The organism is Micromonospora chokoriensis, assembly GCF_000718555.1.
In the GTDB taxonomy this organism is placed as follows: domain Bacteria; phylum Actinomycetota; class Actinomycetes; order Mycobacteriales; family Micromonosporaceae; genus Micromonospora; species Micromonospora chokoriensis_B.
Window position 1 is genome coordinate 94,684 of record NZ_JOAN01000019.1, and the last position, 26,573, is coordinate 121,256.

General features: G+C 71.1%; 19 protein-coding genes and 1 pseudogene. 14 read left to right on the forward strand and 6 right to left on the reverse strand.

Translation table 11 applies throughout. From position 1 onward, the window contains the following. Positions 1–141 precede the first annotated feature (141 nt). The 8 genes from IF46_RS0124310 (at position 142) to IF46_RS0124345 (ending at position 14,529) form a co-directional block, all read left to right on the forward strand. Entirely contained in the window at positions 142–1,158 is a 1,017-nt protein-coding gene (locus tag IF46_RS0124310) for a tripartite tricarboxylate transporter substrate-binding protein (protein ID WP_030490692.1), read from the forward strand. Between the two features lies 1 nt (position 1,159). After that, entirely contained in the window at positions 1,160–1,621 is a 462-nt protein-coding gene (locus tag IF46_RS0124315) for a tripartite tricarboxylate transporter TctB family protein (protein WP_030490693.1), read from the forward strand. A gap of 20 nt (positions 1,622–1,641) precedes the next feature. Then, complete coding sequence (locus IF46_RS0124320) at positions 1,642–3,147, forward strand: tripartite tricarboxylate transporter permease (RefSeq protein WP_030490694.1); 1,506 nt, start codon at positions 1,642–1,644, stop codon at positions 3,145–3,147. A 42-nt stretch (positions 3,148–3,189) separates the two neighbouring features. After that, positions 3,190–4,167, forward strand: a complete 978-nt coding sequence (locus tag IF46_RS0124325; protein ID WP_051724129.1) for a helix-turn-helix transcriptional regulator — start codon at positions 3,190–3,192, stop codon at positions 4,165–4,167. A 116-nt stretch (positions 4,168–4,283) separates the two neighbouring features. Further along, the gene (locus IF46_RS0124330; protein ID WP_051724130.1) at positions 4,284–6,059 is read left to right on the forward strand and encodes an alpha/beta hydrolase; all 1,776 of its coding nucleotides are present in this window, start codon (positions 4,284–4,286) and stop codon (positions 6,057–6,059) included. A 140-nt stretch (positions 6,060–6,199) separates the two neighbouring features. Continuing rightward, on the forward strand, positions 6,200–8,653 hold the full coding sequence (locus tag IF46_RS0124335) for a glycoside hydrolase family 2 protein (protein ID WP_051724131.1): 2,454 nt from the start codon (positions 6,200–6,202) through the stop codon (positions 8,651–8,653). Between the two features lie 46 nt (positions 8,654–8,699). Further along, on the forward strand, positions 8,700–10,490 hold the full coding sequence (locus IF46_RS0124340) for a gamma-glutamyltransferase family protein (RefSeq protein WP_030490698.1): 1,791 nt from the start codon (positions 8,700–8,702) through the stop codon (positions 10,488–10,490). Positions 10,491–10,656: 166 nt separating this feature from the next. Next, positions 10,657–14,529 carry a S8 family serine peptidase gene (locus IF46_RS0124345; protein WP_198041521.1) on the forward strand — a complete coding sequence of 1,291 codons (3,873 nt, stop codon included), beginning with the start codon at positions 10,657–10,659 and terminating at the stop codon, positions 14,527–14,529. A 47-nt stretch (positions 14,530–14,576) separates the two neighbouring features. Here IF46_RS0124345 and IF46_RS0124350 read toward each other — a convergent pair whose 3' ends face one another. The 4 genes from IF46_RS0124350 to IF46_RS0124370 all read right to left on the reverse strand — a co-directional run bounded on the left by IF46_RS0124350 (position 14,577) and on the right by IF46_RS0124370 (position 18,472). Continuing rightward, positions 14,577–15,542, reverse strand: coding sequence for a helix-turn-helix transcriptional regulator (locus IF46_RS0124350; RefSeq protein ID WP_030490700.1), 966 nt, complete (start codon positions 15,540–15,542; stop codon positions 14,577–14,579). A gap of 110 nt (positions 15,543–15,652) precedes the next feature. Next, entirely contained in the window at positions 15,653–16,279 is a 627-nt protein-coding gene (locus tag IF46_RS0124355) for a response regulator transcription factor (RefSeq protein ID WP_030490701.1), read from the reverse strand. Next, positions 16,276–17,463 (reverse strand): sensor histidine kinase, encoded by a 1,188-nt coding sequence (locus IF46_RS0124360; RefSeq protein WP_030490702.1) that lies wholly within the window; start codon positions 17,461–17,463, stop codon positions 16,276–16,278. The genes IF46_RS0124355 and IF46_RS0124360 overlap by 4 nt, the downstream gene beginning before the upstream one ends. An 82-nt stretch (positions 17,464–17,545) precedes the next feature. Continuing rightward, positions 17,546–18,472: a hypothetical protein gene (locus IF46_RS0124370; RefSeq protein WP_030490703.1), complete on the reverse strand. Its 927-nt coding sequence runs from the start codon at positions 18,470–18,472 to the stop codon at positions 17,546–17,548. 166 nt (positions 18,473–18,638) lie between these two features. On the opposite strand from IF46_RS0124370, the gene IF46_RS0124375 reads away from it, so the two are divergent. Then, positions 18,639–19,388, forward strand: coding sequence for a glyoxalase (locus tag IF46_RS0124375; RefSeq protein ID WP_030490704.1), 750 nt, complete (start codon positions 18,639–18,641; stop codon positions 19,386–19,388). Positions 19,389–19,397: 9 nt separating this feature from the next. Here the strand turns inward: IF46_RS0124375 and IF46_RS0124380 are convergent, their stop codons facing one another. Further along, positions 19,398–20,648 (reverse strand): MFS transporter, encoded by a 1,251-nt coding sequence (locus tag IF46_RS0124380; RefSeq protein ID WP_232234145.1) that lies wholly within the window; start codon positions 20,646–20,648, stop codon positions 19,398–19,400. A gap of 82 nt (positions 20,649–20,730) precedes the next feature. Here IF46_RS0124380 and IF46_RS0124385 point away from each other — a divergent pair, with 82 nt between their 5' ends. Beyond that, positions 20,731–21,615 carry a LysR family transcriptional regulator gene (locus tag IF46_RS0124385; RefSeq protein WP_030490706.1) on the forward strand — a complete coding sequence of 295 codons (885 nt, stop codon included), beginning with the start codon at positions 20,731–20,733 and terminating at the stop codon, positions 21,613–21,615. An 18-nt stretch (positions 21,616–21,633) separates the two neighbouring features. Here IF46_RS0124385 and IF46_RS0124390 read toward each other — a convergent pair whose 3' ends face one another. Beyond that, the gene (locus IF46_RS0124390; RefSeq protein WP_030490707.1) at positions 21,634–21,936 is read right to left on the reverse strand and encodes a helix-turn-helix domain-containing protein; all 303 of its coding nucleotides are present in this window, start codon (positions 21,934–21,936) and stop codon (positions 21,634–21,636) included. A gap of 65 nt (positions 21,937–22,001) precedes the next feature. On the opposite strand from IF46_RS0124390, the gene map reads away from it, so the two are divergent. From map to IF46_RS0124410, 4 genes and pseudogenes are all read left to right on the forward strand, one after another. Next, positions 22,002–22,775, forward strand: coding sequence for a type I methionyl aminopeptidase (gene map / locus IF46_RS0124395; RefSeq protein ID WP_030490708.1), 774 nt, complete (start codon positions 22,002–22,004; stop codon positions 22,773–22,775). A gap of 191 nt (positions 22,776–22,966) precedes the next feature. Next, the gene (locus IF46_RS0124400; RefSeq protein ID WP_198041522.1) at positions 22,967–23,848 is read left to right on the forward strand and encodes an alpha/beta fold hydrolase; all 882 of its coding nucleotides are present in this window, start codon (positions 22,967–22,969) and stop codon (positions 23,846–23,848) included. 105 nt (positions 23,849–23,953) lie between these two features. Further along, positions 23,954–24,646: pseudogene (locus IF46_RS0124405) on the forward strand (CDP-alcohol phosphatidyltransferase family protein); the annotation flags it as partial. 266 nt (positions 24,647–24,912) lie between these two features. Next, complete coding sequence (locus IF46_RS0124410) at positions 24,913–26,562, forward strand: sulfatase-like hydrolase/transferase (RefSeq protein ID WP_232234146.1); 1,650 nt, start codon at positions 24,913–24,915, stop codon at positions 26,560–26,562. The last annotated feature ends 11 nt before the right edge of the window (positions 26,563–26,573 follow it).

The window sequence follows — 26,573 nt, forward strand, 5'->3', positions numbered from 1 at the left end:
AGCGGATTGTACGGCCCTCCTCGGCGCTCGTGCCGGCCCTGTTCTTGGGATTTTCCTGACACCATCCGGGCCCCGACCAGCCCAGACTGAGTGCCACTGACACGCCGAGGAATGTCCATGCGTTGATGGGGAGGCCGCCGTATGCGAACAACCAGCAGGTTCCGGGCCGCCGCGCGAATGATCGCCGCGATCGGTGTCGTCTCGCTCGCCGCCGCCTGTTCCGGTAACGGCGGCGGTGGTGGCGACGCCGCGAGCTACCCGGACCAGAACATCACGATCGTCGTACCGTTCAGCGCCGGCGGCCCGACGGACACGGTCACCCGCATGATCGCCGAGCCGATGGCCAAGAAGCTCGGCGGCAAGATCGTCGTCCAGAACGTCGAGGGCGCCGGCGGCACGGTCGGCGCTGGCGAGGTCGCGCGGGCCAAGCCGGACGGCTACACCGTCCTCATGCACCACATCGGCATGTCGACGGCGCCCGCCCTCTACAAGAGCCTGGGCTACCAGCCCCTGGAGGACTTCGAGACGATCGGGCTCGTCACCGAGGTGCCGATGACGATCGTCGCCCGCAAGGACTTCGCGCCGGCGACACTGCAGGACCTGGTGACCCACGTCAAGGCGAACGCCAACAAGGTCACGTTGGCCAATGCCGGCATCGGTGCCGCGTCGCACCTGTGCGGTCTGCTGTTCCAGAGCACCACCGGGGTGAAGCTGCAGGAGGTCCCGTACCAGGGCACCGGTCCCGCGCTGACCGACCTCGTCGGCGGCCAGGTCGACTTCATGTGTGACCAGACGACAAACACCAGCGGCCAGATCGCCGCCGGGAAGGTGAAGGCGTACGCGGTCACCACGCCCGAGCGGGTGAAGAGCCTTCCCGACCTGCCCACCACGACCGAGGCCGGGCTGCCCGAGCTGAAGGTCAGCGTGTGGCACGGTCTCTACGTGCCGGCGGAAACCCCGCCGGAGATCGTCCAGAAGCTGTCCGAGGCGCTGAAGGTGGCGCTGGCCGACCAGGGCGTCATCGACCAGATGGCCAAGCTCGGCACCGCGCCGGTGCCGGCCCAGGACGCGACGCCGGAGGCGCACCGGGCGAAGCTCGACGAGCAGCTCGGCACCTGGGCGAAGATCATCGCTGACTCCGGGGTCAAGGTCTCCTGAGGTGCAGCGCCATCGGTCGTTCCCGGACGTCCTCGCCGGGGCAGTCTTCGTCCTGATCGGTGGCGCATTCGTGGTGGGGGCGCTCGGCTACGAGCTGGGCACCCCGACGCGGATGGGCCCGGGCGCGTTCCCGCTGCTGGTCGGCGCTGCCGTGGTCGCCCTGGGCTTGGCGATCGTCGGCAAGGGCCTCATCGCCGGTGAGGTGATCTCGTTCGGGCCGGTCCCGTGGCGAGCGGTCGCCGTCATCGTGCTCGCGGTCCTGTTCTTCGGGTTCACCATCAGGCGACTCGGGTTCGTACCGACGACGGCGGTGACCGCACTGCTCACCACCCTGGCCAGTGCCCGCGTACGGCTGCTCACGGCGGTGGCCGTGGCCGCCGGGCTGACCGTGGCCAGCACGCTCATCTTCGTCGTCGGACTTCAGCTGCGGATCCCGCTCTGGGGCCCGTGGCTGGGCTTCTGACGCGGCATCCGGATTGAGGCATGGAACTCCTCGACAACCTCGCGCTGGGCTTCTCGACGGCCCTCCTGGTCCAGAACGTCCTCTACTGCTTCGTGGGAGTGCTGCTCGGGACCGCGGTCGGCGTGCTGCCCGGCATCGGGCCGACGGCGACGGTGGCGATGCTGTTGCCGATCACGTTCAGCTTCGAGCCGGTCACGGCGCTGATCATGCTGGCCGGCATCTACTACGGGGCACAGTACGGCGGTTCGACGACCGCCATCCTGATCAACCTGCCCGGTGAGTCGTCCGCGGCGGTCACCGCGCTGGACGGGCACGAGATGGCCCGCCAGGGCCGCGCCGGCCCGGCCCTGGCGGCGGCGGCGATCGGGTCCTTCGTCGCGGGTACGGTCGCCACCGTGGCGTTGGCCGCCGCCGCCCCGCCCCTGGCCAGCGTCGCGTTGAAGTTCGGCCCGGCCGACTACTTCTCGCTCGTGCTGTTCGGTCTGATCGTGTCGATCGCGTTGGCGCGGGGCACGGCGCTCAAGGCGCTGGCGATGATCGCGCTCGGCGTGCTGCTCGGCACGGTCGGCCAGGACATCTACACCGGCACGCCCCGCTTCGTGTTCGAGCAGCGCGAGTTGTACGGCGGGATCGACTTCGTGTCGGTCGCCGTGGGCCTGTTCGGGGTGGCCGAGATCCTGCGCAACCTGGAGAACGAGCAGACCCGTACGGCCATCGTCAGCAAGGTGACAAACCTCTGGCCGACCCGCGAGGACCGGCGGCGGATCGTTGCCCCGATCCTGCGCGGCACAGGTCTCGGCGCCGCGCTCGGCGTCCTGCCCGGCGGCGGCCACGTGCTCGCCTCGTTCACCTCGTACGCGGTGGAGAAGCGCATCTCGAAGCGACCGCAGGAGTTCGGGCGGGGCGCCATCGAGGGGGTCGCCGGCCCCGAGTCGGCGAACAACGCCGCCGCGCAGACGTCGTTCATCCCGCTGCTCACCCTGGGTCTGCCCGCCCACCCGGTGATGGCACTGATGATCGGCGCGTTCATCGTGCACGGCATCACCCCGGGCCCGAACGTCATCAACGACGAGCCGGCGCTGTTCTGGGGCCTGATCGCGTCGATGTGGATCGGCAACGTGCTCCTGCTGCTGCTGAACCTGCCGCTGATCGGCCTCTGGGTGCGGATGCTGCGCATCCCGTACCAGGTGCTGTTTCCGATGATCATCCTGTTCGCCGCGATCGGCACGTACTCCCTGAACTTCAACGCGTTCGACGTCTACGCGATCGCGTTCTTCGGGATCCTGGGCTACCTCCTGATCAAGTGCGGCTGCGAGCCGGCGCCCCTGCTGCTCGGCTTCGTCCTCGGCCCGCTGCTGGAGGAGAACCTGCGGCGCGCGCTCATCATCTCCCGGGGCGACCCGTCGGTCTTCCTGACCCGACCGATCTCCGCGGCGCTGCTGGCCCTGGCCCTCGCCGCGCTCGTCGTCGCCGTCCTCCCGACGATTCGTCAACGCCGCGCCGTCGTGTTCGCCGAGGAGGAGTAGACGTTCTGGACCGCCGCCACCCTCGCGCCCTACGATCCGGGCATGCGGACCGAGCCCTCTGGCGTGGCCTCTGCGCCTGAGCTGGGCCCGCTGCCCCTCACGCCGGACGCCGCGGACGTCTACGGCGACCTGCTGAAGTCGGCGCCCATCGCGCAGCGGGAGTTCCTGTCCACCGCGGCACCGCAGGCCGCACGGGCGCTCGCCGGGTTGCTGAACAGCGGAGCGGTGCACCGCGACCCGGCCGGCGTGCTGCACGTCCGGCCGCCGCGCGCCGCGTTGGAGAGCTGGGCCGCGCAGCGGGAGATGGAGGCCGCCCAGGCCCGGGCCGCCGCCGAGACGCTCTCCGGGCTCTACACGGCGGTGCACGGGACGGGAGCCGCGTTCGTCGAGGTCATCGCGGGCAAGCACGCCGCCCGCGAGGTGTTCCGCCAGCTACAGGCCGGTGCCCACACCGAGGTACGCGGTCTGGAGCGCGGGCCGTACCTGCGCGACACCGCGCGGGTCCCCGAGGAGGTGCAGTACGACGCATTGCGGCGTGGCCTGCGCTACCGCTGCGTCTACGAGGGCGAGCTGCTGCACGACGAGGCGATGTTGGTGGCGGTGCGGGCCGCTGTCGGCGCCGGTGAGCAGGCGCGGGTCTTCCCGGAGCTGCCGCTGAAGATGATGCTGACCGACGCCGACCGGGGCCTCGTCATCCTGCCGCGTGCCGGCGGCGACGACGCCGACGCGATGGTGGTGTACCCCTCCCGTCTGCTCGACGGGCTCTCCGAGTTGTTCTGGCGCCTCGGCGCCCCGATCCACGCCACCACCGACACCGCCGAGCCGGACGCCGAGCCGACCGCCGCCACGCAGCGGTTGCTCGCGCTGCTCACCGCCGGCCTGACCGACGAGGCCATCGCCCGTGACCTCGGCATCAGCAACCGCACCGTGCACCGTCGGGTCAGTCGCCTGCAGGAGCTGCTCGGCGCGCGCAGCCGGTTCCAGCTCGGTGTGCAGGCCACCCGACGCGGCTGGCTCTGACTGGCGAAATCCTGCCGTGGCCGGTCTTCGTCAACGCGGGGAGCGTGGCGGCGAAACACTCCTGGTCCAGGGTGAAGGCGATTCGATCATCCGCTCCATGAGAGGACGGGACAAGAATGCCCCACCCCCTGACCGGGTCGCGCCGCGTGCGCCGCCCGGCCGCCCTCCTCGCCGCAACCCTGGTCGCGGCCGTCCTGACCAGCGGTGCGGCCTCGACGCCGGCTGCCGCGGCCAAGACCGCCGAGCCGGACACCGCCGCCCTGGCCGCGTCGCTCACCAGCCAACGGCTCTCCTGGGAGCCGTGCGGCCTGCTCGACCTCAGCCCCGAGGACGAGGCGCAGCTGCGGCTGACCTGCGCGACGGTCACCGTGCCACGGGACTGGCACAACCCGCGCGACGGCCGGACGCTCCAGGTCCGGATCAGCCGCACCGTCGCCTCCGGCAGTGACCGCAAGGGCATCCTGTTGGTCAACCCGGGCGGCCCCGGTGGCAGTGGCCTGTCGCTGGCGCCGTACGTGGCGCGGTCCGCGCCGAAGCTCGCCGAGCACTACGACGTGATCGGTTTCGACCCGCGCGGCGTCGGTCAGAGCACGCCGCTGCTCTGCACGGTCACCTACCGCGACACCGACAACACCAACGACCTGATCACCCGGGCGAATGTGGCCGGCTGCCGCAGCACCGAGCTGACGAAGTACATCACCACCGAGCAGACCACCTACGACATGGACTTCATCCGGGTGCTGCTGGGGGAGCGCAAGCTCAACTACCTCGGCTACTCGTACGGCACCTGGCTGGGCACCTGGTATGCCGCCACGTTCGGCAGCCGCACCAACCGGATGGTGCTCGACTCGGTGGCCGCGGTCGGCTCGCCCACCCTGCAGGAGACCTGGGACCTGCAGCCGTTCACCCGCGACCGGGCGTTCCAGGAGCAGTTGCTGCCGTACATGGCTCGCCACGCCGACCTGTACGGCCGGGGCACCGACCCGATGAAGATCCGGGAGATGTTCGAGCGGGCCGGCGGCACCCGGATCGGCATGGGGCCGTTCATGTTCGCGTTCTACATCCTCGGCGCGCTCTACGACACCCAGTACTACCCGACCGCGGCGGCGGCGGTGAACACGGTCATCGAGTACTACGAGGAGTGGAACGGCTGGACGCCCGAGCAGATCCTCAGCGCGGCGACCGCGAAGCTGCTCGCCGCGCCGGGAATCACCGCCGAGGACCGGGCGTACATCGAGCAGTCACGGGTCAGCGCCGAGGCGGCGCTGAAAACCCAGCCGGGCCGGGTTCAGCTGCCGCAGGGCGCTGATGAGTACACGTACGACATCGACTACGTCTTCGAGGTTATCCGCTGCCAGGACGGGCAGTGGAACGACAGCGTCGCGCACTGGAACGCGTTCAGCCGTCGGCTGACCCGCGACGCCCCACTGGTCGCGCCGTTCCTGCAGAACCCGCCGGCGTGCGCGTACTGGCCGACGAGCAACCGGATGCCGACGTTCGACAAGAAGACGTTCCCCAAGGTGCTGATGCTGCAGGACGAGCTCGACGCCGCCACGGCGTACGAGGGTGCGCTGGCGGCGTCGAAGAAGCTGCCCGGAGCGTCGATGATCAGCGTCGACAACGAGGGCAGCCACGGGGTCTTCCCGTACTACACGCCGTGCGTGGACGACCCGGTCTACGCCTACCTGCTGGACGGTCAGCTGCCCGCCGAGAAGTACACCGGATGCCAGGCGGTGCCGTTGCCGGGTGACACGGCCGTCTTCGAGGTGGGTGGCAAGTTGACCGGCAAGGGGACGGTGCGTACCCGCCTGATCACCGACGACATGCGGGCTGCGAACCGGATGCTCAAGCGGATGCTGCGCACCGAGCCGGGGCCCTCGTACCCGGAGTAGTTCGTGGCCGGGGTGCGGGCGGTGACGGCCGCCCGCACCCTGCGGTGAGGGAGGGTCTTGACTCTTGGGAAGCCGGCCGCCACGATCTGACATCGTTGTCATTCGCCTAACCTGACAACGTTGTCATCCTTGGAGGTCAGGTGTCTGAGCGATCGCCCGCACCCGACCTCACGGTGGCCGCCGACGGCACGGTCCCGCTGGAGTCGGGCTGGTCGCTGACGATGGACGACTTCGCCGGGACCGCCGACGGCGCCGAACTGTCCCGACCCGGCGTCGACGTCCGATCGTGGCTGCCGGCGACGGTGCCCGGCACCGTGCTGGGCGCCCTGGTCGAGCAGGGCCACCTGCCCGACCCGGTGGTCGGCCTGGACAACCTGCGCATCCCGGAGGCGCTGTCCCGACACACCTGGTGGTACCGACGCGCGCTGTGCTTGCCGCGCGAGCTGGACACCCCCACCGGACGGCGGATCTGGCTGGAGTTCGACGGCGTCAACCACGAGGCCACCGCCTGGGTCAACGGCGTGCGGATCGGCAGCGTCGAGCACCCGTTCGCGCGGGCGGCCTTCGACATCACCGACGCGCTGGCCGGTCACCGGGGCGAGCACGTCCTCGCCGTCCGGGTCACCCCGATGCCGCAGCCGGGCAGCCCCGGCGACAGGCGGATGCCCGCCGTCCGGGACCGGGCCACCGGCCTCTGGGGCCACGTCCGGCTGCGCGACACCGGCGTCGTGGTTCTCGGCGACCCACACATCCAGACCACGCTTCCCGACCTGCCGGACACCGACACCGCCGAGGTCACCATCGGGGTTCCCCTCCGCAACGTGGCGGCCACCGCCACCACGGTCACCGTGCGAGCGGAGTTCGACGGGGTACGGGTCGAGTCCACGGTGACCGTCCCACCGGACGGAAACACCACCGTCACCTTCGCCCCGGATCGCTTCCCCGCGCTGCGCCTGCGCAACCCCCGACTGTGGTGGCCCAACGGCTACGGCGAGGCGCACCTGTACGACCTCACGCTCACCGCCACCGTCGAGTGTTCGGTAAGCGACCGGCGTGCGCTGCGCTTCGGTGTCCGGGAGTTCGCCTACGACGCGCGCCAACCGGTCGACGACGCCGGCACCCCGCTCACGATCAGCGTCAACGGGGTGCCGGTGTTCGCCCGGGGCGGCAACTGGGGCTGGGACGAGATGCTGCGTCGGGTGCTGCCCGAGCGGCTGGCCGACACGGTCGAGATGCACCGCGACATGAACTTCACGATGATCCGCAACTGGCTCGGCAGCAGCAACCGCGAGGAGCTGTACCAGGCGTGCGACGAGCAGGGCATCCTGGTGTGGAACGACCTCTGGCAAGCAGGCGCGTTCGGGCTCGACCCGCCCGGCTACGTCGACACCGTCGCCGACACGATCCGGCGGTTCCGCCACCACCCCAGCATCGTGGTGTGGTGCGGTGCCACCGAGGGTGACCCCCCGCTCGCGGACGCGGGGCTGAAGCAGGCCGCCGCCGAGCATCCCGAGGTCCTCTACCTCCCCAAGTCCGCCAGCGGCCACGGCCCGTACCACTGGGTGGAGCCGGCGACGTACAACAATAGGGACACGTACGACGCGGGTGCGTTCGGTTTCCACACCGAGATCGGCATGCCGGTGGTGCCGGTGGTCGAGAGCATGCGCAACCTCGTCGGTGACGCGCCAGAGTGGCCGATCGGTGACGTGTGGAGCTATCACGGCTGGTCGGCCATCGGTAACCAGCGCGTCGACACGTACCAGGCGGCGATCGACGCGCGCCTCGGCGAGTCCGAGTCGCTCGACGAGTTCGCCACCCGGGCGCAGTTCGTCAACTACGAGAGCCACCGCGCCATGTTCGAGGCGTGGAACGCCAACCTGTGGCAGGACGCCACCGGCCTGCTGCTGTGGATGTCGCACCCGGCCTGGCACAGCACGGTCTGGCAGACCTACGACTACGACCTCGACGTGAACGGCGCCTACTACGGCGCCCGCAAGGGGTGCGAGCCGCTGCACGTGCAGGCCGACCCGGGCACCTGGCAGGTCCGGGTGGTCAACCACACCGCCGCGCCGCTGGGCGGCGTCACCGTCAGCGCCCGACGCTACGACCTGAGCGGCCGGACGCTCGGTACGCCCCAACGGCAACGGGTGGACGTGGCCCGCTCGGCCACGACGCCGGTCTTCCCGCTCGCCGTGCCGGACGGTGGCGGGCTGCACCTGGTGCGCCTGGAGCTGCGCGACAGCCGGGACCGGCTGCTCGCGGAGAACACCTACTGGCGCTACGACAAGGCCGAGCAGATGCGGGCCCTCAACGACGTGCCGAGCACCCGACTGTCGACGTCGTCGAGCACCGTACGCGTCGAGGACGGGCGCAACACCGTCACCACGACGGTCCGCAACCAGGGCCGTACCGTCGCCGCGTTGGTGCGGCTCGCCGTCCGTGACCAGCACGGCGGCCGGGTCCTGCCGGCCCGTTACGACGACAACTACTTCTGGCTCCTGCCCGGGGAGACCCGTGCGGTGCGGGTCTCCTGGCCCGCACGGTCGGGCCTCGCCCGCCAGGTGCGGGTGACGGCGCAGGCGTACAACTCTTAGGAGCAGCGGCGCTGTCTGGGCCGCAGACCCCGAGTGAGGTGTGGCCATGACGTTCACCACCCGTCCGACCCTGCAGGGCACCTTCGGCATGGTGTCCTCGACGCACTGGCTCGCCAGCCAGGCCGCGATGGGCACCCTCGAACGCGGCGGCAACGCCTTCGACGCCGCCGTCACCGCCGGGTTCGTCCTGCACGTCGTCGAGCCGCACCTGAACGGGCCGGGCGGCGAGGTGCCGGCCATCGTGGCTACCGCATCCGACCCCCGGCCGAGGGTGCTGTGCGGGCAGGGCCCGGCCCCGGCCGGTGCCACCATCGCGCACTTCCGGTCCCTCGGGATGGACCTCATCCCGGGTGCCGGGCCACTCGCGGCGGCCGTGCCCGGCGCCGTGGACGCCTGGCTCCTGCTGCTGCGCGAGCACGGCACGCGCACCCTCGCCGAGGTGTTGGAGCCGGCGATCGGCTACGCCGCCGCTGGGCACCCGCTGGTGGGCCGGGCCGGCGACACCGTGGCGGCCGTCCGGTCGCTGTTCGAGGAGCACTGGCCCACCTCCGCCGCGCTCTGGCTGCGCGGCGGCCGGCCACCGGCCGCGGGGGAGATGGTCACCAACCCGGCGTACGCGGCCACGCTGCGCGGGTTGGTCGAGGCGGGGCAGGCGGCCGGCGTCGACCGGGAGGCACAGATCGAGGCCGCCCGCCGGGCCTGGAAGACGGGGTTCGTCGCCGAGGCGATCGACGCGTTCAGCCGACGACCGTTCCAGGACTCCAGTGGTCGCCCGCACGCCGGGCTGGTGACCGGCGACGACCTAGCCGGGTACTCGGCGACCTGGGAGAAGCCGGCCACCCTCGACTGGCAGGGCTACTCGGTGGCGAAGACCGGATTCTGGGGCCAGGGACCGGTGCTGCTGGAGTCGCTGGCCACCCTGGACGCGCTCGACGACCCCGAGGCGTACGAGACGGGGACCGCGGCGGGCGTCCACGCCCAGGTCGAGGCGCTCAAGCTCGCCTTCGCCGACCGGGAGGCCTGGTACGGCGACAGCGCCGACGTGCCCACCACAGCGCTGCTCTCCGGGCAGTACGCGCGGGAGCGGGCCGCCCTGATCGGCGATCGGGCGTCGACGGGGTTGCGGCCGGGGTCTCCGGGCGGGGCACCCCCACGACTGCCGGCGCACGTCCGGCCCGGTGCCACTCGACGCGCCACCACGGCGGACCCCGCGACCGGGGAGCCCACGGTGCAGGCGGACGGGGTGACCCGGGGCGACACCTGCCACGTGGACGTGGTCGACCGCTGGGGCAACATGATCTCCGCAACGCCCAGTGGTGGCTGGTTGCAGAGTTCGCCGACCATCCCGGAACTCGGCTTCCCGCTCGGCAGCCGGCTGCAGATGTTCTGGTTGGAGGAGGGCCTCGCCTCCTCGTTGGCCCCGGGCCGCCGGCCGCGTACGACGCTGAGCCCGACGATGGTGCACCGTGACGGTCAGCCGGTGCTGGCGTGCGGCACCCCCGGCGGCGACCAGCAGGACCAGTGGCAGTTGCCGTTCCTGCTGCGGCATCTCGTCGGCGGCCAGTCGTTGCAGGAGGCAATCGACGCGCCAGCGTGGCACACGCTCAGCCTGCCGGGGTCGTTCTACCCCCGGGACATGGAACCTGGCGTCCTGCTGGTGGAGGAGCGGCTCGACGAGGGTGTGCGGGCGGCCCTGCGAGCGTACGGGCACGAGGTGCGCGTCGTCGACGGGTGGAGCCTCGGTCGGCTCTGCGCCGTGACCCGTGACCCGGCGACGGGCGTGCTGGCCGCCGGCGCGAACCCCCGGGGGATGCAGGGCTACGCCTGCGGCCGATAGCGCCCACGGCCGGCAGATGTCGTTGCGGCGAACGCGGGATGGCGGATACCCGCCATGTCCGTGCTCCGCCAGTGATCTTGAAACTCATTCGAAATGCCGTCGGCCGAGAATCGGCGAGGCGGTGTCGGCCTTCCCTGGCGACCGCCAGAGGAAGGGATGTTTCTTCATGCACAGACACAGCCAGTGGACCCGCCGTGTCATGCGGGCCGCCGGTGCGGCGTTGGCAATCGTGCTCGCGGTGCCGACCGGCGCTGCCGTGGCCGCGCCGGCGTCGGCGTCGGCCAAGGGTGCGGTCGACCCACTGCACAAGGTGGACCCGCGGGTGCTCGGGTCGGCCCGCGTCGGCACCAACGCGAGCTTCTTCGTCGAGCTGGCAGACCAGGCCAAGCTGGACCAGGGTGACCTGGATCGGGTGGAGCGCAGCGTCGGCGGCCGGGCCGGGCGGGTCGCCCGCACCAAGCGGGTCTACGAGACCAAGCAGGCCCATGCCGAGAAGACCCAGCGCGGGCTCCGTTCCCTGCTGCGCAACCGGCACGCCGACTTCACCCCGTACTGGATCGCGAACGTCATCGAGGTCACCGGCGACCTGAAGCTGGTCACCGAGTTGGCCGGTCGGGCCGAGGTCGCCCGGATCACCGCGATCGGCGGGACCAAGCTGGTGGAGCCGGTGCGCACCGCCGGGGCGTCCGCCGACAACCCGCAGTTGCCGTGGAACCTCACCTCGCTCGGCGCCGACAAGGTCTGGAAGGAGTACGGCAGCCGCGGCGAGGGCATCGTCGTCGGCAGCATCGACTCCGGGGTCCAGTACGACCACCCGGCGCTGGTCCGCCAGTACCGCGGCAACAACGGTGACGGCTCCTTCACGCACGACTACAACTGGTACGACCCGACCGAGATCTGCCTGCCGTCGATCCCCTGTGACAACCACGGGCACGGAACCCACACGGTCGGCACGATGGTCGGCGACGACGGCGATGGGCGGATCACCGGCGTGGCCCCGGGCGCCACCTGGATCGCGGCCAAGGGGTGCGAGGCCAACTACTGCAGCAACAGCTCGCTGCTCGCCGCCGGTCAGTGGATGCTCGCGCCGACCGACAGCAACGGCGAGAACCCTCGTCCGGACCTCGCGCCGGACATCATCAACAACTCCTGGGGCGGCCACGAGGGTGACCCCACCTTCTACGACGCGATCATCGACGCCTGGATCGCCGCCGGCATCTTCCCGGTCTTCGCGGTCGGCAACGAGGCCAAGGACTACCCGGACCCGTGCGGTACGGCGGGCCACCCGGCCTCCAACCCCCTCGCGTACGCCGTCGGCGCGACCGACTCCGCCGGTGTGATCGCCGACTTCTCCAGCCGCGGTCCGGGCCGGGATGACACGGTGCGACCAGACCTCACCGCTCCTGGCGTGGGCATCCTGTCCTCCGTGCCGGGCGGCGACTGGGCCATGAGCGACGGCAGCTCGATGGCCGCTCCGCACGTCGCCGGCGCGGTCGCCCTGGCCTGGTCGGCTGTGCCGAACCTGCGCCGTGACCTGGCGACCACCCGTGAGCTGCTGGACCGCACCGCGCACGATGTCAACGACCTGCAGTGCGGTGGCACCCCGGCCGACAACAACGTCTACGGCGAGGGCCGGCTCGACGCGTACGACCTGGTCACCCAGGCCTCGACGGCGCAGCTCGGCGGCGTCGTGGTGCACGCGAAGCTGAGCGGCACCGTGCTCTCCGGCGCGAAGGTCACCCTGACCTCCGCGCTGGTCACCCGCACCGCCCGCACCGACGCGCGCGGCACGGTCCAGCTGGGTCGGGTGCCGGCCGGGGAGTACACGCTTACCGCGTCGTTCTTCGGGCGGCGGACCGTACGGCAGACCATCACCGTGTCGACCAGCGGCACGGTCAACCTGACGCTTGACCTCTCCGCGCCGGCGGCGTGGCAGACGGTCCAGGGTCGGGTCACCGACCCGGCGGGCAAGCCGGTCGGGGGCGCCCGGTTGGCGCTCGCCGGCGAGACGTTCCCGGCGTTCGTCACCGACGCCGACGGTCACTACACCGGGATGCTGCCCGAGGCCGACTACGACCTGCTGGTCGAGTACGGCCGCTGGCTGGCGCCGAAGACGGTCGCGCTGACCGTCGACGGGCCGGAGACGGTGGACGTGGCGCTCGCCGCGAAGACCGACCGGCACGGCTACCAGGCGGGGTCCGCCACCGCGGAGTGGGTCGACGGCGGCACCGTGCTGCCGCTGACCGGCGACACCGCGAGCCGGGCCATCGACCTGACGTTCCCGATGACGTTCTACGGCACCACCTACCGTCAGGTCACCGTGCACACCGACGGTTACCTGACCTTCGGCGCCGACGCGAGCACCTCGGTCGGCGACAACGGACCGCTGCCCGCTACTGCGGTCGCCGCACCGGCCGTCTACGCGTTCTGGGACGACCTGGTCCTGGATCACAACTCGACGGTGCGGACCAAGGTGTCCGGGAGCGGCACGGCCCGGCAACTCGTGGTCAGCTGGAACCGGGCCGCGCTGGAGAGCGCCCCGAAGACCCGGGTGGACGTGCAGGTGCGACTCGCCGAGAACGGCACCGTCACCATCCAGTACCGCAAGCTCGGCGACACCGCGGCGGCGACCGGCGCTTCGGCGACGGTCGGCATCGAGGACGCGGCCGGGCACGACGCGCTGACGTACTCGCGGGACGAGCAGGTGCTCGCCGAGGGCGACGCGGTCACCTTCCGGGTGGCCGGTCACGCGCTGCTGCGCGGCACGGTGAGCGACGCGAACGACCGTCAGCCGCTGGCCGGCGCGACGGTACGCGTCGAGTCGTCGAACGCCCGGGCGGAGATCACCGCGACCACCGACGCCGATGGCTTCTACCAGCTGGAGGCGCCGGCCGGTCCGGTCACGGTGACCGCTCTGCAGGCGGGTTACGACCTGCCGGCGAGCACCGTCGAGCTGGCCGAGGCGACGGTCGTCAAGCGCGACCTGGCGCTGCGTACGCCGCTGCTGCTGGCCAACAAGAGCGCGGTCGCGGTGACCGCACGGGCCGGGGTGACCAAGACCGCGACGGTGACCCTGACCAACCGGGGTGACCTGCCGGCCAACTGGCTGGCCCGGGAGATCAACTCGCCGACGCCGCCGACCGGCATCCCTGGCCGGCAGCTCAGCTCGTTCCCGGTCGATGAGCTCTACAACGCGTACGGCGTCGGCTACCGCAACGGTGAGTTGATCGTCTCCAACTCGTACCACTTCGGGCAGTTGCAGCGCTTCAACACGGATGGCCGTTCGCTCGGCAAGGGCCTGCTGCCGGTCGAGGGTTGGCCCTCGGACATGGCGTACGTGCCGAACCGAGACCTGATGTGCGCGCCGACGATGCAGCTCCTCGGGGACCGGCCGATCGTGTGCTTCGACCCGGACACCCTGGAGGTGAAGGAGACCATCACCGGGCCGTGGACCGGCTCGCTCTACTACGGGCTCGCCTACCGCGCCTCGGACGACACCTTCTACCTCAGCGGCAACGGCGGGATCCGGCACCTCGCCGGCCTGTCCCACCCGGAGCCCGGTGCGGTGCTGGGGCAGTGCACCCCGCCCGTTCCGTGGATCAACGGGCTGGCGCTGAACGAGGAGCACAACGTGTTGTGGGGCATCAACCAGGACTCCAAGGAGTCGATCTGGGCGCTCGACCCGGCTACCTGCCAGACGCTCGCCTCGATCCCCGACCCCGACCCGCACTCGCTCAGCGGCGCCGGGCTCGACCTGGACGAGCAGGGCAACCTGTGGGTGCTGGCCAACGCCACCGGCCGCCCGTACGGCAGCAAGGTCTACCACGTCGACGGGTCGCTGCCCGCGTACAGCGACGTGCCGTGGCTGTCCGCCGCGACCTCTGGTCAGGTGCAGCCGGGGGCGAAGCAGGAGATGACCATCAACGTGAACACCACCGGACTGGCGCCGGGTACGTACGCCGCCACGTTGCTGGTCACCAATGACGGTGCGAAGAGCGGGGCCACCCCGATCACCGTGTCGGTGACGGTCACCAAGTGAGGCACGGGGCCTGCCGACTCAGCCAGGGTCGGCAGGCCCCGTCCGGCTCAGAGCCAGTCGTTGCGGGCGACGAACCAGCCGAGCTGCATCCGGGTGGCGCTGCCGGTAGCGTCCATCAACTGCCGCAGCCGCCGCTGCACCGTACGTAGCGAGATGCCCAGTTGGGAGGCGACCGCCTTGTCCGGCAGGCCGGTCATCAGCAGCGACAGGATCTGCCGGTCGGTGGGGGTGGGCATGCTCTGCCGCTCGACGTCGTCGACGACTGCGCTGGCCGGGGCCAGTCGCAGCGGCGTGGCCCGGTCCCACACCTCGGTGAAGAGCGCCACCAGCACCTGCACCCAGGTGGCACCCCGGACCAGCAGCGCCCAGGGTTCGATGCTCTCGTCCGGGGTGCTGAACGAGATCAGCGCCACCCGACGATCGGCGACGGCGAGCTTTCCCGGCACGTTCGTGGCGACCCGTGCCTGCTCACCGGCGGCCACGAACCGGCCGATGTGGGCTGCCGCCCCCGGCCGTTCCAGCCCACGTCGGTCGTACACCACCCGGAAGTCGATGCCGCGGCCGAGCATCTCGACCTCGGTCGGGTTGTCGTGCAGCACGGCCGCGTACGGCGGGCGGTCGAAGCCGAGGATCTCCTCCTGTGCCCCGCGCAGGCACTGGTCGAACGCCTGCATGATCGCGGGCACGCCGACGACCACCTGGACGTCCTGGTCCATCGCCTCCGCCGGGCGTTGCTGCCGCAGCCAGTTCCACAGGCCGACCCGCGCCTCCTGTAGCTCACGCACCCGCTGGTTCAGCAGCGACTCGATGGCCAGGTCGGGCGGGGCGGCACCGGCGCGGCCGGCGACGAGGCGGACCAGCCCGGCCCGGGCGAGGGCGTCGAGCGCGTGGTCCAGCTCGGCCACCGGGGCCGCGACCCGTGGCGCCAGTTCGGCCGCCGTTGCGGCCCGACCACGGACCAGCTCCAGGTAGACCTTCTCCTCCAGCTCAGTCAGACCGAAAGCGCTCAGCAACAGACCACCACACCCGACTCGGGCGGCCCGCCGTGCGCGCGGCTCCGCTCCAGCCGATCTTGAAGCGCTCCCCGTCGCACGTCAAGGGCAGGTCGCGCGGCGTCCGGCCGTCAGACGCCGCGCGCGAACAGGGCGAGGCGTACCCGATTGGGGCTGTCGGTCTTGGTCATCAGGCTGGTGATGTGGGTCTTGACCGTGGTGACACCGATGTGGAGCTGATCGGCGATCTCGGTGTTGGACAGGCCCTCGGCGACCAGGTCGAGCACGTCCCGCTCCCGGGCGGTCAGCCCCGGCATGGCCGGTGGTGACTCGGGGCGGGCGTGCACCGCGCGCTGCACGAGGCGGCGCAGCACGTCCGGGCTGAACGGGCTGTCGCCGACGGCGGCCCGACGGATGCCGTCCAGCAGCTCGGTCGGGGGCGCGTCCTTGAGCAGGAACCCGCAGGCGCCGGCGGTCAGCGCGGGGTAGAGGTGGTCGTCGTCGCCGAAGGTGGTCAGCACCAGGACGCGGGTGGCGGGGCGTTCGGCGAGGATTCGACTGGTCGCGGTGATCCCGTCGACACCGGGCATCCGCAGGTCCATGACGACGACGTCGGGGAGCACCCGCCCGGCCAGCGCGATCGCCTCGCGACCGTTGTCTGCCTCCCCGACGACCTCGATGTCGGGTTGGGCGTCGCAGAGCATGCGCAGCCCGGCTCGGATGAGGTGCTGGTCGTCGACCAGCAGCACCCGGATCACGCCGGCTCCGACGCGGGGGTCACGGCCGGCAGGACGGTACGCACCCGCCACCCGGTGTCGGTCGGGCCCGCCTCCAGCCGGCCGCCGAGGACCTCGACGCGCTCGCGCATCCCGGTGATGCCGTGCCCGCCACCGGCCGGAACGCCTGCCGGCACCGCGCCGTGCCCGTTGTCGGTGACCTCCCAGTGCACGCAGCCGTCCCGGACGGCGACGACGAGTTGCGCGAGCGCGGACGTTCCCGCGTGTTTGGCCACGTTGGTCAGCGCCTCCTGGGTCAGTCGCAGCACCGCCATGCCGCGCACCGCGTCGAGTGAGCCGATCGCCGGGTCGAGGTCGGCCTCCACGGTGACACCCGCCTGCCGGGCCCGATCGATGGACGCGCCGATCGCCGCCGGCAGCGCGGCGGGTTCGATCGCGGTCAGCGCCGCGTCACCGCGTACCCCGTCGGGGTTGCGCAGCACCGCGACCAGCCGACGCAGTTCGGCCAGGGCCGCGGTACCGGTGCCGTGCACGTCGTCGAAGACCTCGCCCACCCGGGGGTCCAGGTCGGTGAGCACGTGCCGGGCGACGCCGACCCGCAGGACCATCGACGCCACATGGTGCGCGACGACGTCGTGCAGCTCGCGGGCGATGGCGCTGCGTTCGTCGGCGCGGGCGGCACGGCTCTCCGACTCGTGCTGGCGTTGCTCGGCCAGGGCCCGCTCCACGGCCTGCCGACTCAGCTCCCGGTTGGCGCGGATGACCAGGCCGAGCAGCACCGGCACACCGACCTCCAGGGCCAGCCCGACGACGCCGGAGGCGACCTGGCCGGCCCGGTCGCCGATCGAGTCGGTCAGGTCGACCACGACCAGCAGCGCGGCGGACAGCCAGATGGTCCGGGGTCGGCGCGCCCGCATGGTGATCTCGAGCAGGGCCCAACTCGCGCCAACCTGGTTGATCGTAAAGTCGTCGACCAGGCAGATCGCCACCGCCAGCAGGGCGGCCTGCGCCAGCAGGTTGACCACCGGCCAACGGTGCACCGCCAGCCCCACGGTGAACGCGAGCACCGCGAGGATCCACTGTGTCGTCGTGGGCCTGCTGGCGGAGTGCGGGACGAAGAGCAGGTAGCCCACCCCGGCGAGGTCGAGCAGCGCCATCCGCACGAGCGTGTCCCGCATGTCGAACAGTCGCCCCGGCCAACCCACGGTGGTCAGCCTAGGCGCTGCGGCCCGGCGGCGGCGGTCGCCGGCGCGGCCACCGCGAACGTCAGGCAGAACAGCGTCGCGGTCATGCGGCCAGCGCCAGCTCCGGGCGGCGTCGGCGGGCCAGCACCAGGGCGGCGGCGGTCGCCGTCGCGACCGCCAGGGCCGCGAACGCGACGAGCGTGCCGGCATCCGGGCGCAACAGCGGCTGCCCGCGCAGGGCCTGCCAGGTCAACAGCACAGTGAGTACGCCGTACGCGCCGCCCGCGACGACCAGCAGCCGGGCCCGGGTGCGCTCGTCCAGCCGGGTCGCGAACCGGCTCAGCAGGATCGCCAGGATCGGCAGCGCCTGCAGGGCGTGCAGCCCCACGAAGTGCCCGACCCGCAGGTCACCACCGGTGGTGCTCCAGCCGACGATCGGCAATCCCGGCCCACCGTCGGGCACCCCGACGCTGTGTGCCCCGCCGATCCCCTCGATCCCCGGGTCCTGCATCGGCAGCGCCATCGGCACCGCCGCGAGCATGCCCAGCAGGGACAGGCCGAGCCCCCACCCGACGGCGGTCGCGGCGACCCGGTCGGGGATCCGCTGGATCAGGACCACTATCCCGATGACGAGGTGCGCGAAGAACAGCACCCCGATCGCCGCCCCCATCGCCGCGAACAGCGCGGCGTTCAGGGGAGTGCTGTCGTTGAAGTGGCTGGCCTGCCCGCGTAGCACCTGACCGATGATCCACGCGTTCTCCACGACCGCTACCGCGACGATGACAACGACCGCCCTCTCGACAGCCCGACTGCGTCGCGGCAGCAGGGAGAGCATCCACGCGAGCGTCACTCCGTACAGCACGAAGGACACCGCGAACTTCAACGGCTTGAGCCAGATCGGCGCCCCGGTGAGGATGCGCGAGTCGACCAGGATGCCGACCGCGGCGACGACGCCGCACACCGCCATCACGGATACCAGGAACATCAGGGGGCGGTTCCAATGCGTCGCCCGGCGCAGAACGGTAGTCATGTCTGTAGATGTTCGTCACCGGGCCCGCCGATCGCGTCCGACCGGAAGCCCTGGTTGCGGCCGGTGGTCGGAGCGCGCCTCCTCCCTGGGTAGGAGACGAATCCCGTCGAGGTCGGTCCCCGGTGCTGGCACAATGGCCGGCCTGCCCACCGGAGCGGGAGCGAGCATGACGACAAATGAGGACCGCGTCCAGCCGAACGAGACCACAGTGCCGCTGCTGCACTGCCCGGCCCCGGAGGAGACCCTGGCGTTCTGGCGGGCGCTCGGCTTCGAGGTGACCTACGAGCAGCTCAAGCCCTACGTGTACCTGGCCTTCACGTGGAGTGGGTTCCAGTTGCACTACGGCCCCGCGCCGAAGGACCTCGACCCGGCGAAGGAGCACTCCGGTGGCTGCCTGGTGATGGTGGACGCGGTGGCGTCGTACCACGCGGTGTTCACCGAGGCGATGCGCCGCGCCTACGGCAAGGTGCTGGTCAAGGGTCTGCCCCGGATGACCCGCTACCGGGCCGGGGCATCGCGGTTCAGCATCGTCGACCCGTCGGGCAACACCATCGTCTTCATCCAGCGCGACGAGCCGGATGACCTGGAGTACGGCGGGTCGAAGGCAATTGAGGGGCTTGCCCGGGTGCTCGACAACGCGCGGATCCTGCGCGAGTTCAAGATGGACGACCGGGCGGCCTACCGGGCGCTCGACTCGGGAATGCGTCGCCGCGCCGAGGACGCGCCGGTGGTCGAGCAGGCGATGGCGCTGGCCGGTCTGATCGAGCTGGCCACCGCGTTGGACAAGGCCGATCGGGTGCCCGAGTGGGGCGCTCGTCTGCAGGCACTGACCCTGAGCGTGGAGCAGCGGACGCAGGTGGAGAGCTACGTCGCGGACCCCACCCTCCTCGAACCGTGGTGGCCCGACGCGACCTGACCGGCCGCCTCAGCGGGTGTGGCTCGTGGCGCTACGGCGGAACAGCAGGGCCACGCCGGTGAGCATGACCAGCAGTAGACCGGTGAACCAGTCCATCGCCGTGCCGGCGGTGACGGCCTGGGTGGCGATGCCGATGCCGACCGACGGCAGGATCATCCCCAGGTAGGCGATGAGGAAGAGCCCGGCCAGGGCCTCGCCGCGCCGCTCGGGCGCGGCCATCGCCGCGACGGCGCCGACGGCGGCCTTGAACAGCACCCCGGCGCCGATGCCGGCGACCACGCCGCCCACCAGGAACGCCGCGAGGCTGGCGGTGTGCATCCCCACCAGCAGGAGGGGTACGCCGACGGCCTGGGCGAGCAGCCCGAGGCGCACCTTCGCCGGGGCGGGCAGCCGGTTGGTGAGGGTCTGCGCCACGGCGGCGGCGCCGAACACGGCGAACACGATCGTGCCGGCCAGGGCCCGCGACGGGAGGTGCAGGGCACCCGCGACGAAACCGGGGGCGACCGAGGTGAACAGGCCGAACACGGCGAACGAGGCGAACCCGGCGGCCGCCGCGGCTAGGTAGCCGGCCCGGTCCCCGTGGTCGGCGCTGATCCGCTGCGGCCGGTAGGTGGGCTTGACCAGCTGCTCCTCGACGGTCTCCGGGGTCAGGGCGACCGCCACGATGCTCAGCGCCAGCAGGACGGCGAACACCAGGTACGGGGTACGCAGCGGCGCGTCGACGTACTGGGCGAGGACGCCAGCGACCAGCGCGCCGACGCCGAGGCCACCGATGTTGGCGGCGGTGGAGACCATCTCGAAGCGCTGGCGGGACGCGCCGGGCCGGTGCGCGGCGTGCAGCTCCTGGAGGTACGCGGTGGCGGTCGCGGTGATCATGCCGATGCCCAGCCCGCTCACCAGCCGGGCGACCAGCAGCACCGGCAGGGACGGGTCACCCAGGAACAGGGCGGCGGCCACCAGCTCCAGTGCCAACGCCGGAATGAGGATCTTCTTCCGGCCGACCCAGTCCGAGACGTGCCCGGCAAGCAGCAGGCTGATCACCACGCCCACCGCGTACGCCGCGAACACGACAGTGCCCATGAAGGTGGAGAAACCATCCCGCGCCATGTACAGCGGGTAGAGCGGGGCCGGCACGGTGCAGAACGCCATCGCGGTCAAAAACGCCAGGGCGATGGCCCAGAAGCCACGGCCGTGGCGGTGAGCCGACTCGTCGCTGCGGTTGGAGGTGGCGGGGTCAGGTGTCAGGGTCGACATGGACATGACTCCACTGTTGCCCCATCCAAGCATCAGGTACAACGAAAGTTTATGCTCGTGACGATCGCGATCGGTGATACTTGGTGGTGTGGAACTCCGCCAACTTGAGTACTTCGTCGCCGTGGCCGAGGAGCAGAACTTCACCCGCGCCGCCGCTCGCCTGCATGTCGTCCAGTCCGCCGTCTCGGCGGCGGTCAAGACCCTCGAACGCGAACTGGGCGCACCGCTGCTGGACCGCAACTCCAAACGCGTAGTCCTCACCGACGCCGGTGCCGCGCTGCTGCCGCGCGCGCGGATCGCCCTCGACGCGGCCCGCGACGCCCGCGACGCGGTCGCCGAGGTGCACGGCGGTCTACGCGGCACTCTGCGCATCGGCACGATGACCTCGACCCGGCTCCTGCACCTGCCGGCCCTGCTCGGCGAGTTCCACCGCCGGCACCCCGGAGTGCTGTTGCACACCAGCGTGGCCCCGCACGGCTCCCAGGGGCTCATCGACGCCCTCACGGAACGCCGGTTAGACCTGGCGTTCGTCTCACTGCCCGGCACGCCCCCGGCGCAGATTCACCTCACCGAGCTGGCCTGCTCGGTCCTCGACCTGGTCATCCCGGACGACCATCCGCTGGCCACCCGCGAAGCGGTCACCCTCGACGACATCGCCGGGCTGGACTTCATCGACTCCCCGGTCGGGTACGGCAACCGTGCGGTGACCGACCGGGCGTTCGCCGCGGCCGGCCTGTCGCGGCGCGTCACCATCGAGATCCCCGACATCGCCACCGGCGCCGACCATGTCCGGCACGGGCTCGGCATCGCGCTGCTGCCCCGCTTTGCCGTCGCCGACGCCGACGGCGTACGCATGGTGACCGTCACCGACGCCGACCTGAACTGGACGGCGTCGCTCGCCACCCCGGTGGACCGCCCGGTCGGTGCCGCCGCTCGGGCCCTGATCAGCCTGACCGCCGAGTTTCTGCCCTGACCGGCCGGTGGGGTCGGTCTACGAGGCCAGCCGCTCGCGCGCGGTGCGAGCTGGTCGGGGGAGTTCGGCGCTGCCCTCGGACGTGTTGATCTCCGACCAGACGGCGTCGAGGGAGAGGCCGAGCACGTCGGCGATCGCCGCGATGGTCGGGAAGGCGGGGGTGGCTATCCGGCCGGACTCGATCTTTCGAAGGGTCTCCGGAGAGACGCCCGCGTCCAGCGCGGTGAGGAGCATCGAACGCTCTCCGCGGGCTCGACGCAGGAGGGCGCCGAGGCGCTGCCCGCGTTCGACCTCTGCGGGGGTGAGCGGCAACCTGACCATGTGCCGATTCTAGTACCGGGATAATATGGCCGGGATACTTATTGGTCGCCCGAGGAAGGCGCTGCATGATCGAGATCCTGAGCCCCACCGACCTGCTGCGAGCGAAGGACACCGGCGCCCTGGTCGCCGGCATCCTGCAGACGCTGAAGAGCCGTTGCGTGGTCGGCACCAACCTCCTGGACATCGACCGGTGGGCGCAGTCGATGATCATCGAGGCCGGGGCGCAGTCCTGCTACGTCGACTACGAGCCGTCCTTCGGACGCGGGCCGTTCGGCCACTACATCTGCACGTCGGTCAACGACGCCGTGCTGCACGGTCTGCCGCACGACTACTCGCTGGCCAACGGCGACCTGCTCTCGCTCGACCTCGCCGTCTCCCTGGGCGGAGTCGTCGCCGACTCCGCCATCAGCTTCATCGTGGGCGACGTGCAGCCCCCGGAGAGCGTCGCGCTGATCGACGCGACCCAGCGCGCGTTGAGCGCGGGCATCGCCGCCGCCGGCCCCGACGTTCGCATCGGGGACATCTCCCATGCCATCGGCTCGGTCCTCAACGCGGCCGGATATTCGGTGAACACGGAGTTCGGCGGCCACGGCGTCGGGTCGACGATGCACCAGGACCCGCACGTCTCCAACACCGGGCGGCCCGGTCGTGGCTACCGGCTGCGCCCGGGGCTGCTGCTGGCGCTGGAGCCCTGGGTCATGGCGGACACCGCCGCGCTCGTCACCGACAAGGATGGCTGGACACTGCGCAGCGTGACGGGCTGCCGAACGGCGCACAGCGAACACACCATCGCCATCACCAACGACGGCGTCGAGGTGCTCACCCTGCCGACGTCCTGACCCGCGTCTTCCGGCTGCTACGGACGGGCCGGGGGCCCGCATTTCCGATCTTCACAGCTTCCAAACAACTCTCTGCCATCATCGTGGCCGGTCTGCCCCGTGGGCGGAGTCCGCCAGTCACCAGTTGCTTGGAGCACGGAATGCGAACCGAAAGACCTCGTCGAATCATCGGAGCAATTGCGGTGGCCTCCGTGCTGCTACTGACGGCCTGTTCCGCTGGCGCCACCACCAGCGCCGGTGGAAAGCCGACGGCCGACTCGACGAGCCAGGCGGTCACCACCTCCGCGAGCCCGGTCACCTCCGCGAGCCCGGCCACGACGACGAGCGTGACCCCGCAACCGCCGGCCCGCTACAAGCCGACGGTGCCAGAACGCACCACGAAGAATGACGCGGGCTACCTCATCAACACCTGCGTGCCCGAGAATCTGCGCCAATACGCGATCTCGCTGACCGACAGCGACGGGACGCATTTGTCAGGTCTCGTGCTCGGCAGCGGCCCCAAGGGTGTGTTGCTCGCACACGAACAGGGCTATTACATCTGCTCATTCCTCGACCTGGGTCAGAAACTCGCCGCACTCGGCTACCAGGTCATGATTCCGGAGTTCCGCAATCACGGAGCGTCGGAGACGGTGGCGGACAACGACAACATCGATCGCGACGTCACCGCGGCGCTCGCCGAACTGCACCGACGCGGTGCCAAGCAGGTGTTCCTCGGTGGCGCGTCCTGCGGCGGGACGACCGTCGCCATGGCCGGCGCCAAGGAGAAGGACCTCGTCGGCCTGCTGATCATGTCGTCACCCGCGCGATGCGGGCCACTGGACGGCGTTCGCCCGATCAAGCGGATCGCCGCGCCGTCGCTGTTCATCGTCGCTCCGGACGACATGGAGGGTGCGGTGGAGAAGCAGGTACGCGAGCTGTACAACGCCTCGGGAGCGGCGAACAAGCGCCTGCTCATCGAGGACGGCAAGGAGCCCGGCAGCCCGCACGGCACCGACCTGTTCCGGCGTACCGTTCGGGGGCCGGTGCTGACCGAGGAGGTCCTGCGCTTCATCGACGGCTGTTTCCCGGCCTGACCCTGCGCCCCCGCACCACCCTGCTGGTTCGCGTTCAGAATGAACCGATCGGTCGTATTTTCCGTGATGACGGTCAGGGGCACCCACCAGAGTCACGGAGGCACGATGTCAACGGTTCGAACTGGTCCGGTCATCGGACTGCTCGTGCAGATCGTCATGCTGGCGGTGCTCGCGGGAACAGTCGGCCTCGGTGTGGCGGGGTGGTTGGCGGGGCTGGCGTACGGGGTCATCCTCTGTGCCCTGCTCAGCCGGGGGATGACCCGCTCGGACGCGTCTGGTCTGAGCCCGGCCGACCGGGTGACCCTGAGCCGGGCGATCCTCGCCGGCGGCGTGACGGCCCTGGTTGCCGACTCGTTCGCCCGGCCGGAGCCGGTCACGCTGATGGTCGTGCTCACCAGCGTGGCGCTGGCCCTCGACGCCGTCGACGGGTACACGGCTCGCCGCACCGGGACCACCAGCGAGCTCGGCGCACGCTTCGACATGGAGATCGACTCCTTCCTGGTCCTGGTGCTCTGCCTGTACGTGGCCCCGACGGTGGGGGGCTGGGTGCTCGCGATCGGCGCGATGCGGTACGCCTTCGTCGCCGCGAGCTGGGTGCTGGGGTGGATGCGCGGATCCCTGCCGCCGCGCTACTGGCGCAAGGTCGTCGCCGCGATCCAGGGCGTCATGCTGACGGTGGCGATGGGCGACGTGCTGCCCGGGCCACTGACGACCGTCGTGCTGGTGGCGTCGCTGGCGCTGCTGGTCGAGTCCTTCGGACGCGACATCGCGTGGCTGTGGGTGACCCGGCACCACCGCCGCGCCCTCAGCCACGACGCCCTGGCCCACCTGGGCAGCCAGCCGAGCCACAGCGCCCCGAACGTCGGTGTGGGCCTGGCCGGGCTGCGCCCGAGTAAGACGGATGGGCTGGCCTGGCCGGAACGCCCGGCCGTCGCCGTTGCCCGACGCGGAATCGCCCGCGTTTGAGCCGCCCGGATGCCGCACTCAGCAGTGATCATGGAAGGATGCCCGGGTTGTCGCTCTTGACGCGTGTACGTCAGCTGCCGAGCCAGGGACGGAGGGCGATGAGGGGCGAACTCTCGGAGGGTGCCGCCACGGAGGCCGAGGCTCGGCCGAAGCGCTCCATCGTGGCCCGGCTGACGACCGTCCTGGCCGCGCTGCTCGTGCTCACCGTGCTGACCGCGCCGTACGACTTCGGCCGGCTCAGCCCGGGAGCCTTCGTCCGGATCCCGCTGGAAGCGCTGCTGACCGTGGCTCTGCTGCTCGCCCTGCCGTCTCGTGGCAGCCGACTGGTCGCGACGCTCGCCGGAGTGGCCCTCGGCCTGCTCGGCCTGCTCAAGCTGCTCGACCTGGGGTTCTCCGCCTCGCTGAGCCGGGCGTTCGATCTGGTGCTCGACTGGGCGCTCCTCGACGAGGGGTTCGCCTTCCTCAGCGAGTCGTACGGTCGGCCCGCCGCCATCGGTGCCGCGATCACCCTGGCGGTGGTGGCCGTGGGTCTGCCCACGCTGGTCACGCTGTCGGTGCGGCGACTACGGCGGCTGGTGCTCCGGCACCGCACCGGGACCACCCGGATCGTGGCCGCGCTGGTGGTCCTCTGGGTGGCCTGCGCCGCGTTCAACGTGCGGGTGGTCGAGGGCGTACCGGTCGCCGACACCTCCGCGACCATCCTGGCCAACGGCCACGGCTTCCAGGTGCGCCTGCGTCTCGACGACCGCAAGACGTTCGGCACCCTGATCGAGGCCGACAGGTTCGCCGAAACGCCTGGTGACCAGCTCCTGACCGCGCTGCGCGGCAAGAACGTGGTCGTCGCCTTCGTGGAGAGCTACGGCCGGGACGCCGTCGAGGATCCGGAGTTCGCGCCGCAGGTCGGCGCGGTCCTCGACAGTGGCACCAGCCGGCTGCGCGCGGCGGGTTTCGCCGCGCAGAGTGGTTTCCTCACCTCGCCGACCTTCGGTGGGGGCAGTTGGCTCGCGCACGACACGCTGCTCTCCGGCCTCTGGATCGACAACGATCAGCGGCACCGCACCCTGCTGGCCAGTGACCGGATGACCCTCAACGGTGCCTTCCGGCGGGCGAACTGGCAGACCGTGGGCGTCATGCCCGCTGTCACCAAGGCGTGGCCAGAGGGCTCCTTCTTCGGCTACGACCGGTTCTACGACGCCAAGGCGCTCGGCTACCGCGGCCCGAAGTACAGCTTCGGCACTCCGCCCGACCAGTACACCCTGGCCAGTTGGCAGCGCCTGGAGCAGGCGAAGCAGGACGGCAACGTGATGACGGAGCTGGCGCTGGTGTCGAGTCACGCGCCCTGGACGCCCGTTCCACCGCTGCTCGACTGGGCCGACGTCGGCGACGGCGCGGTCTTCCGTGCGGCTGGCCGTGGCGCGTCGGAGGAGCGACGACGCAACACCACCCAGATCCGGGCGGACTACCGCAAGTCCATCGAGTACACACTTGGCTCGCTCATCTCCTACGTGCAGACCTACGGAGACGACGACCTCGTGTTCGTCTTCCTCGGTGACCACCAGCCCGCCGCCGTCGTCACCGGCGAGAACGCCAGCCACGACGTGCCGATCTCGATCATCACCCGGGACCGGGCCGTACTCGACCGGATCTCCGGGTGGGGCTGGCAGGACGGCCTCAAGCCCGGGTCGCAGGCGCCGGTCTGGCGGATGGACGCCTTTCGGGACCGGTTCCTGACCGCCTTCGGACCGTAAACCCTTTCCCA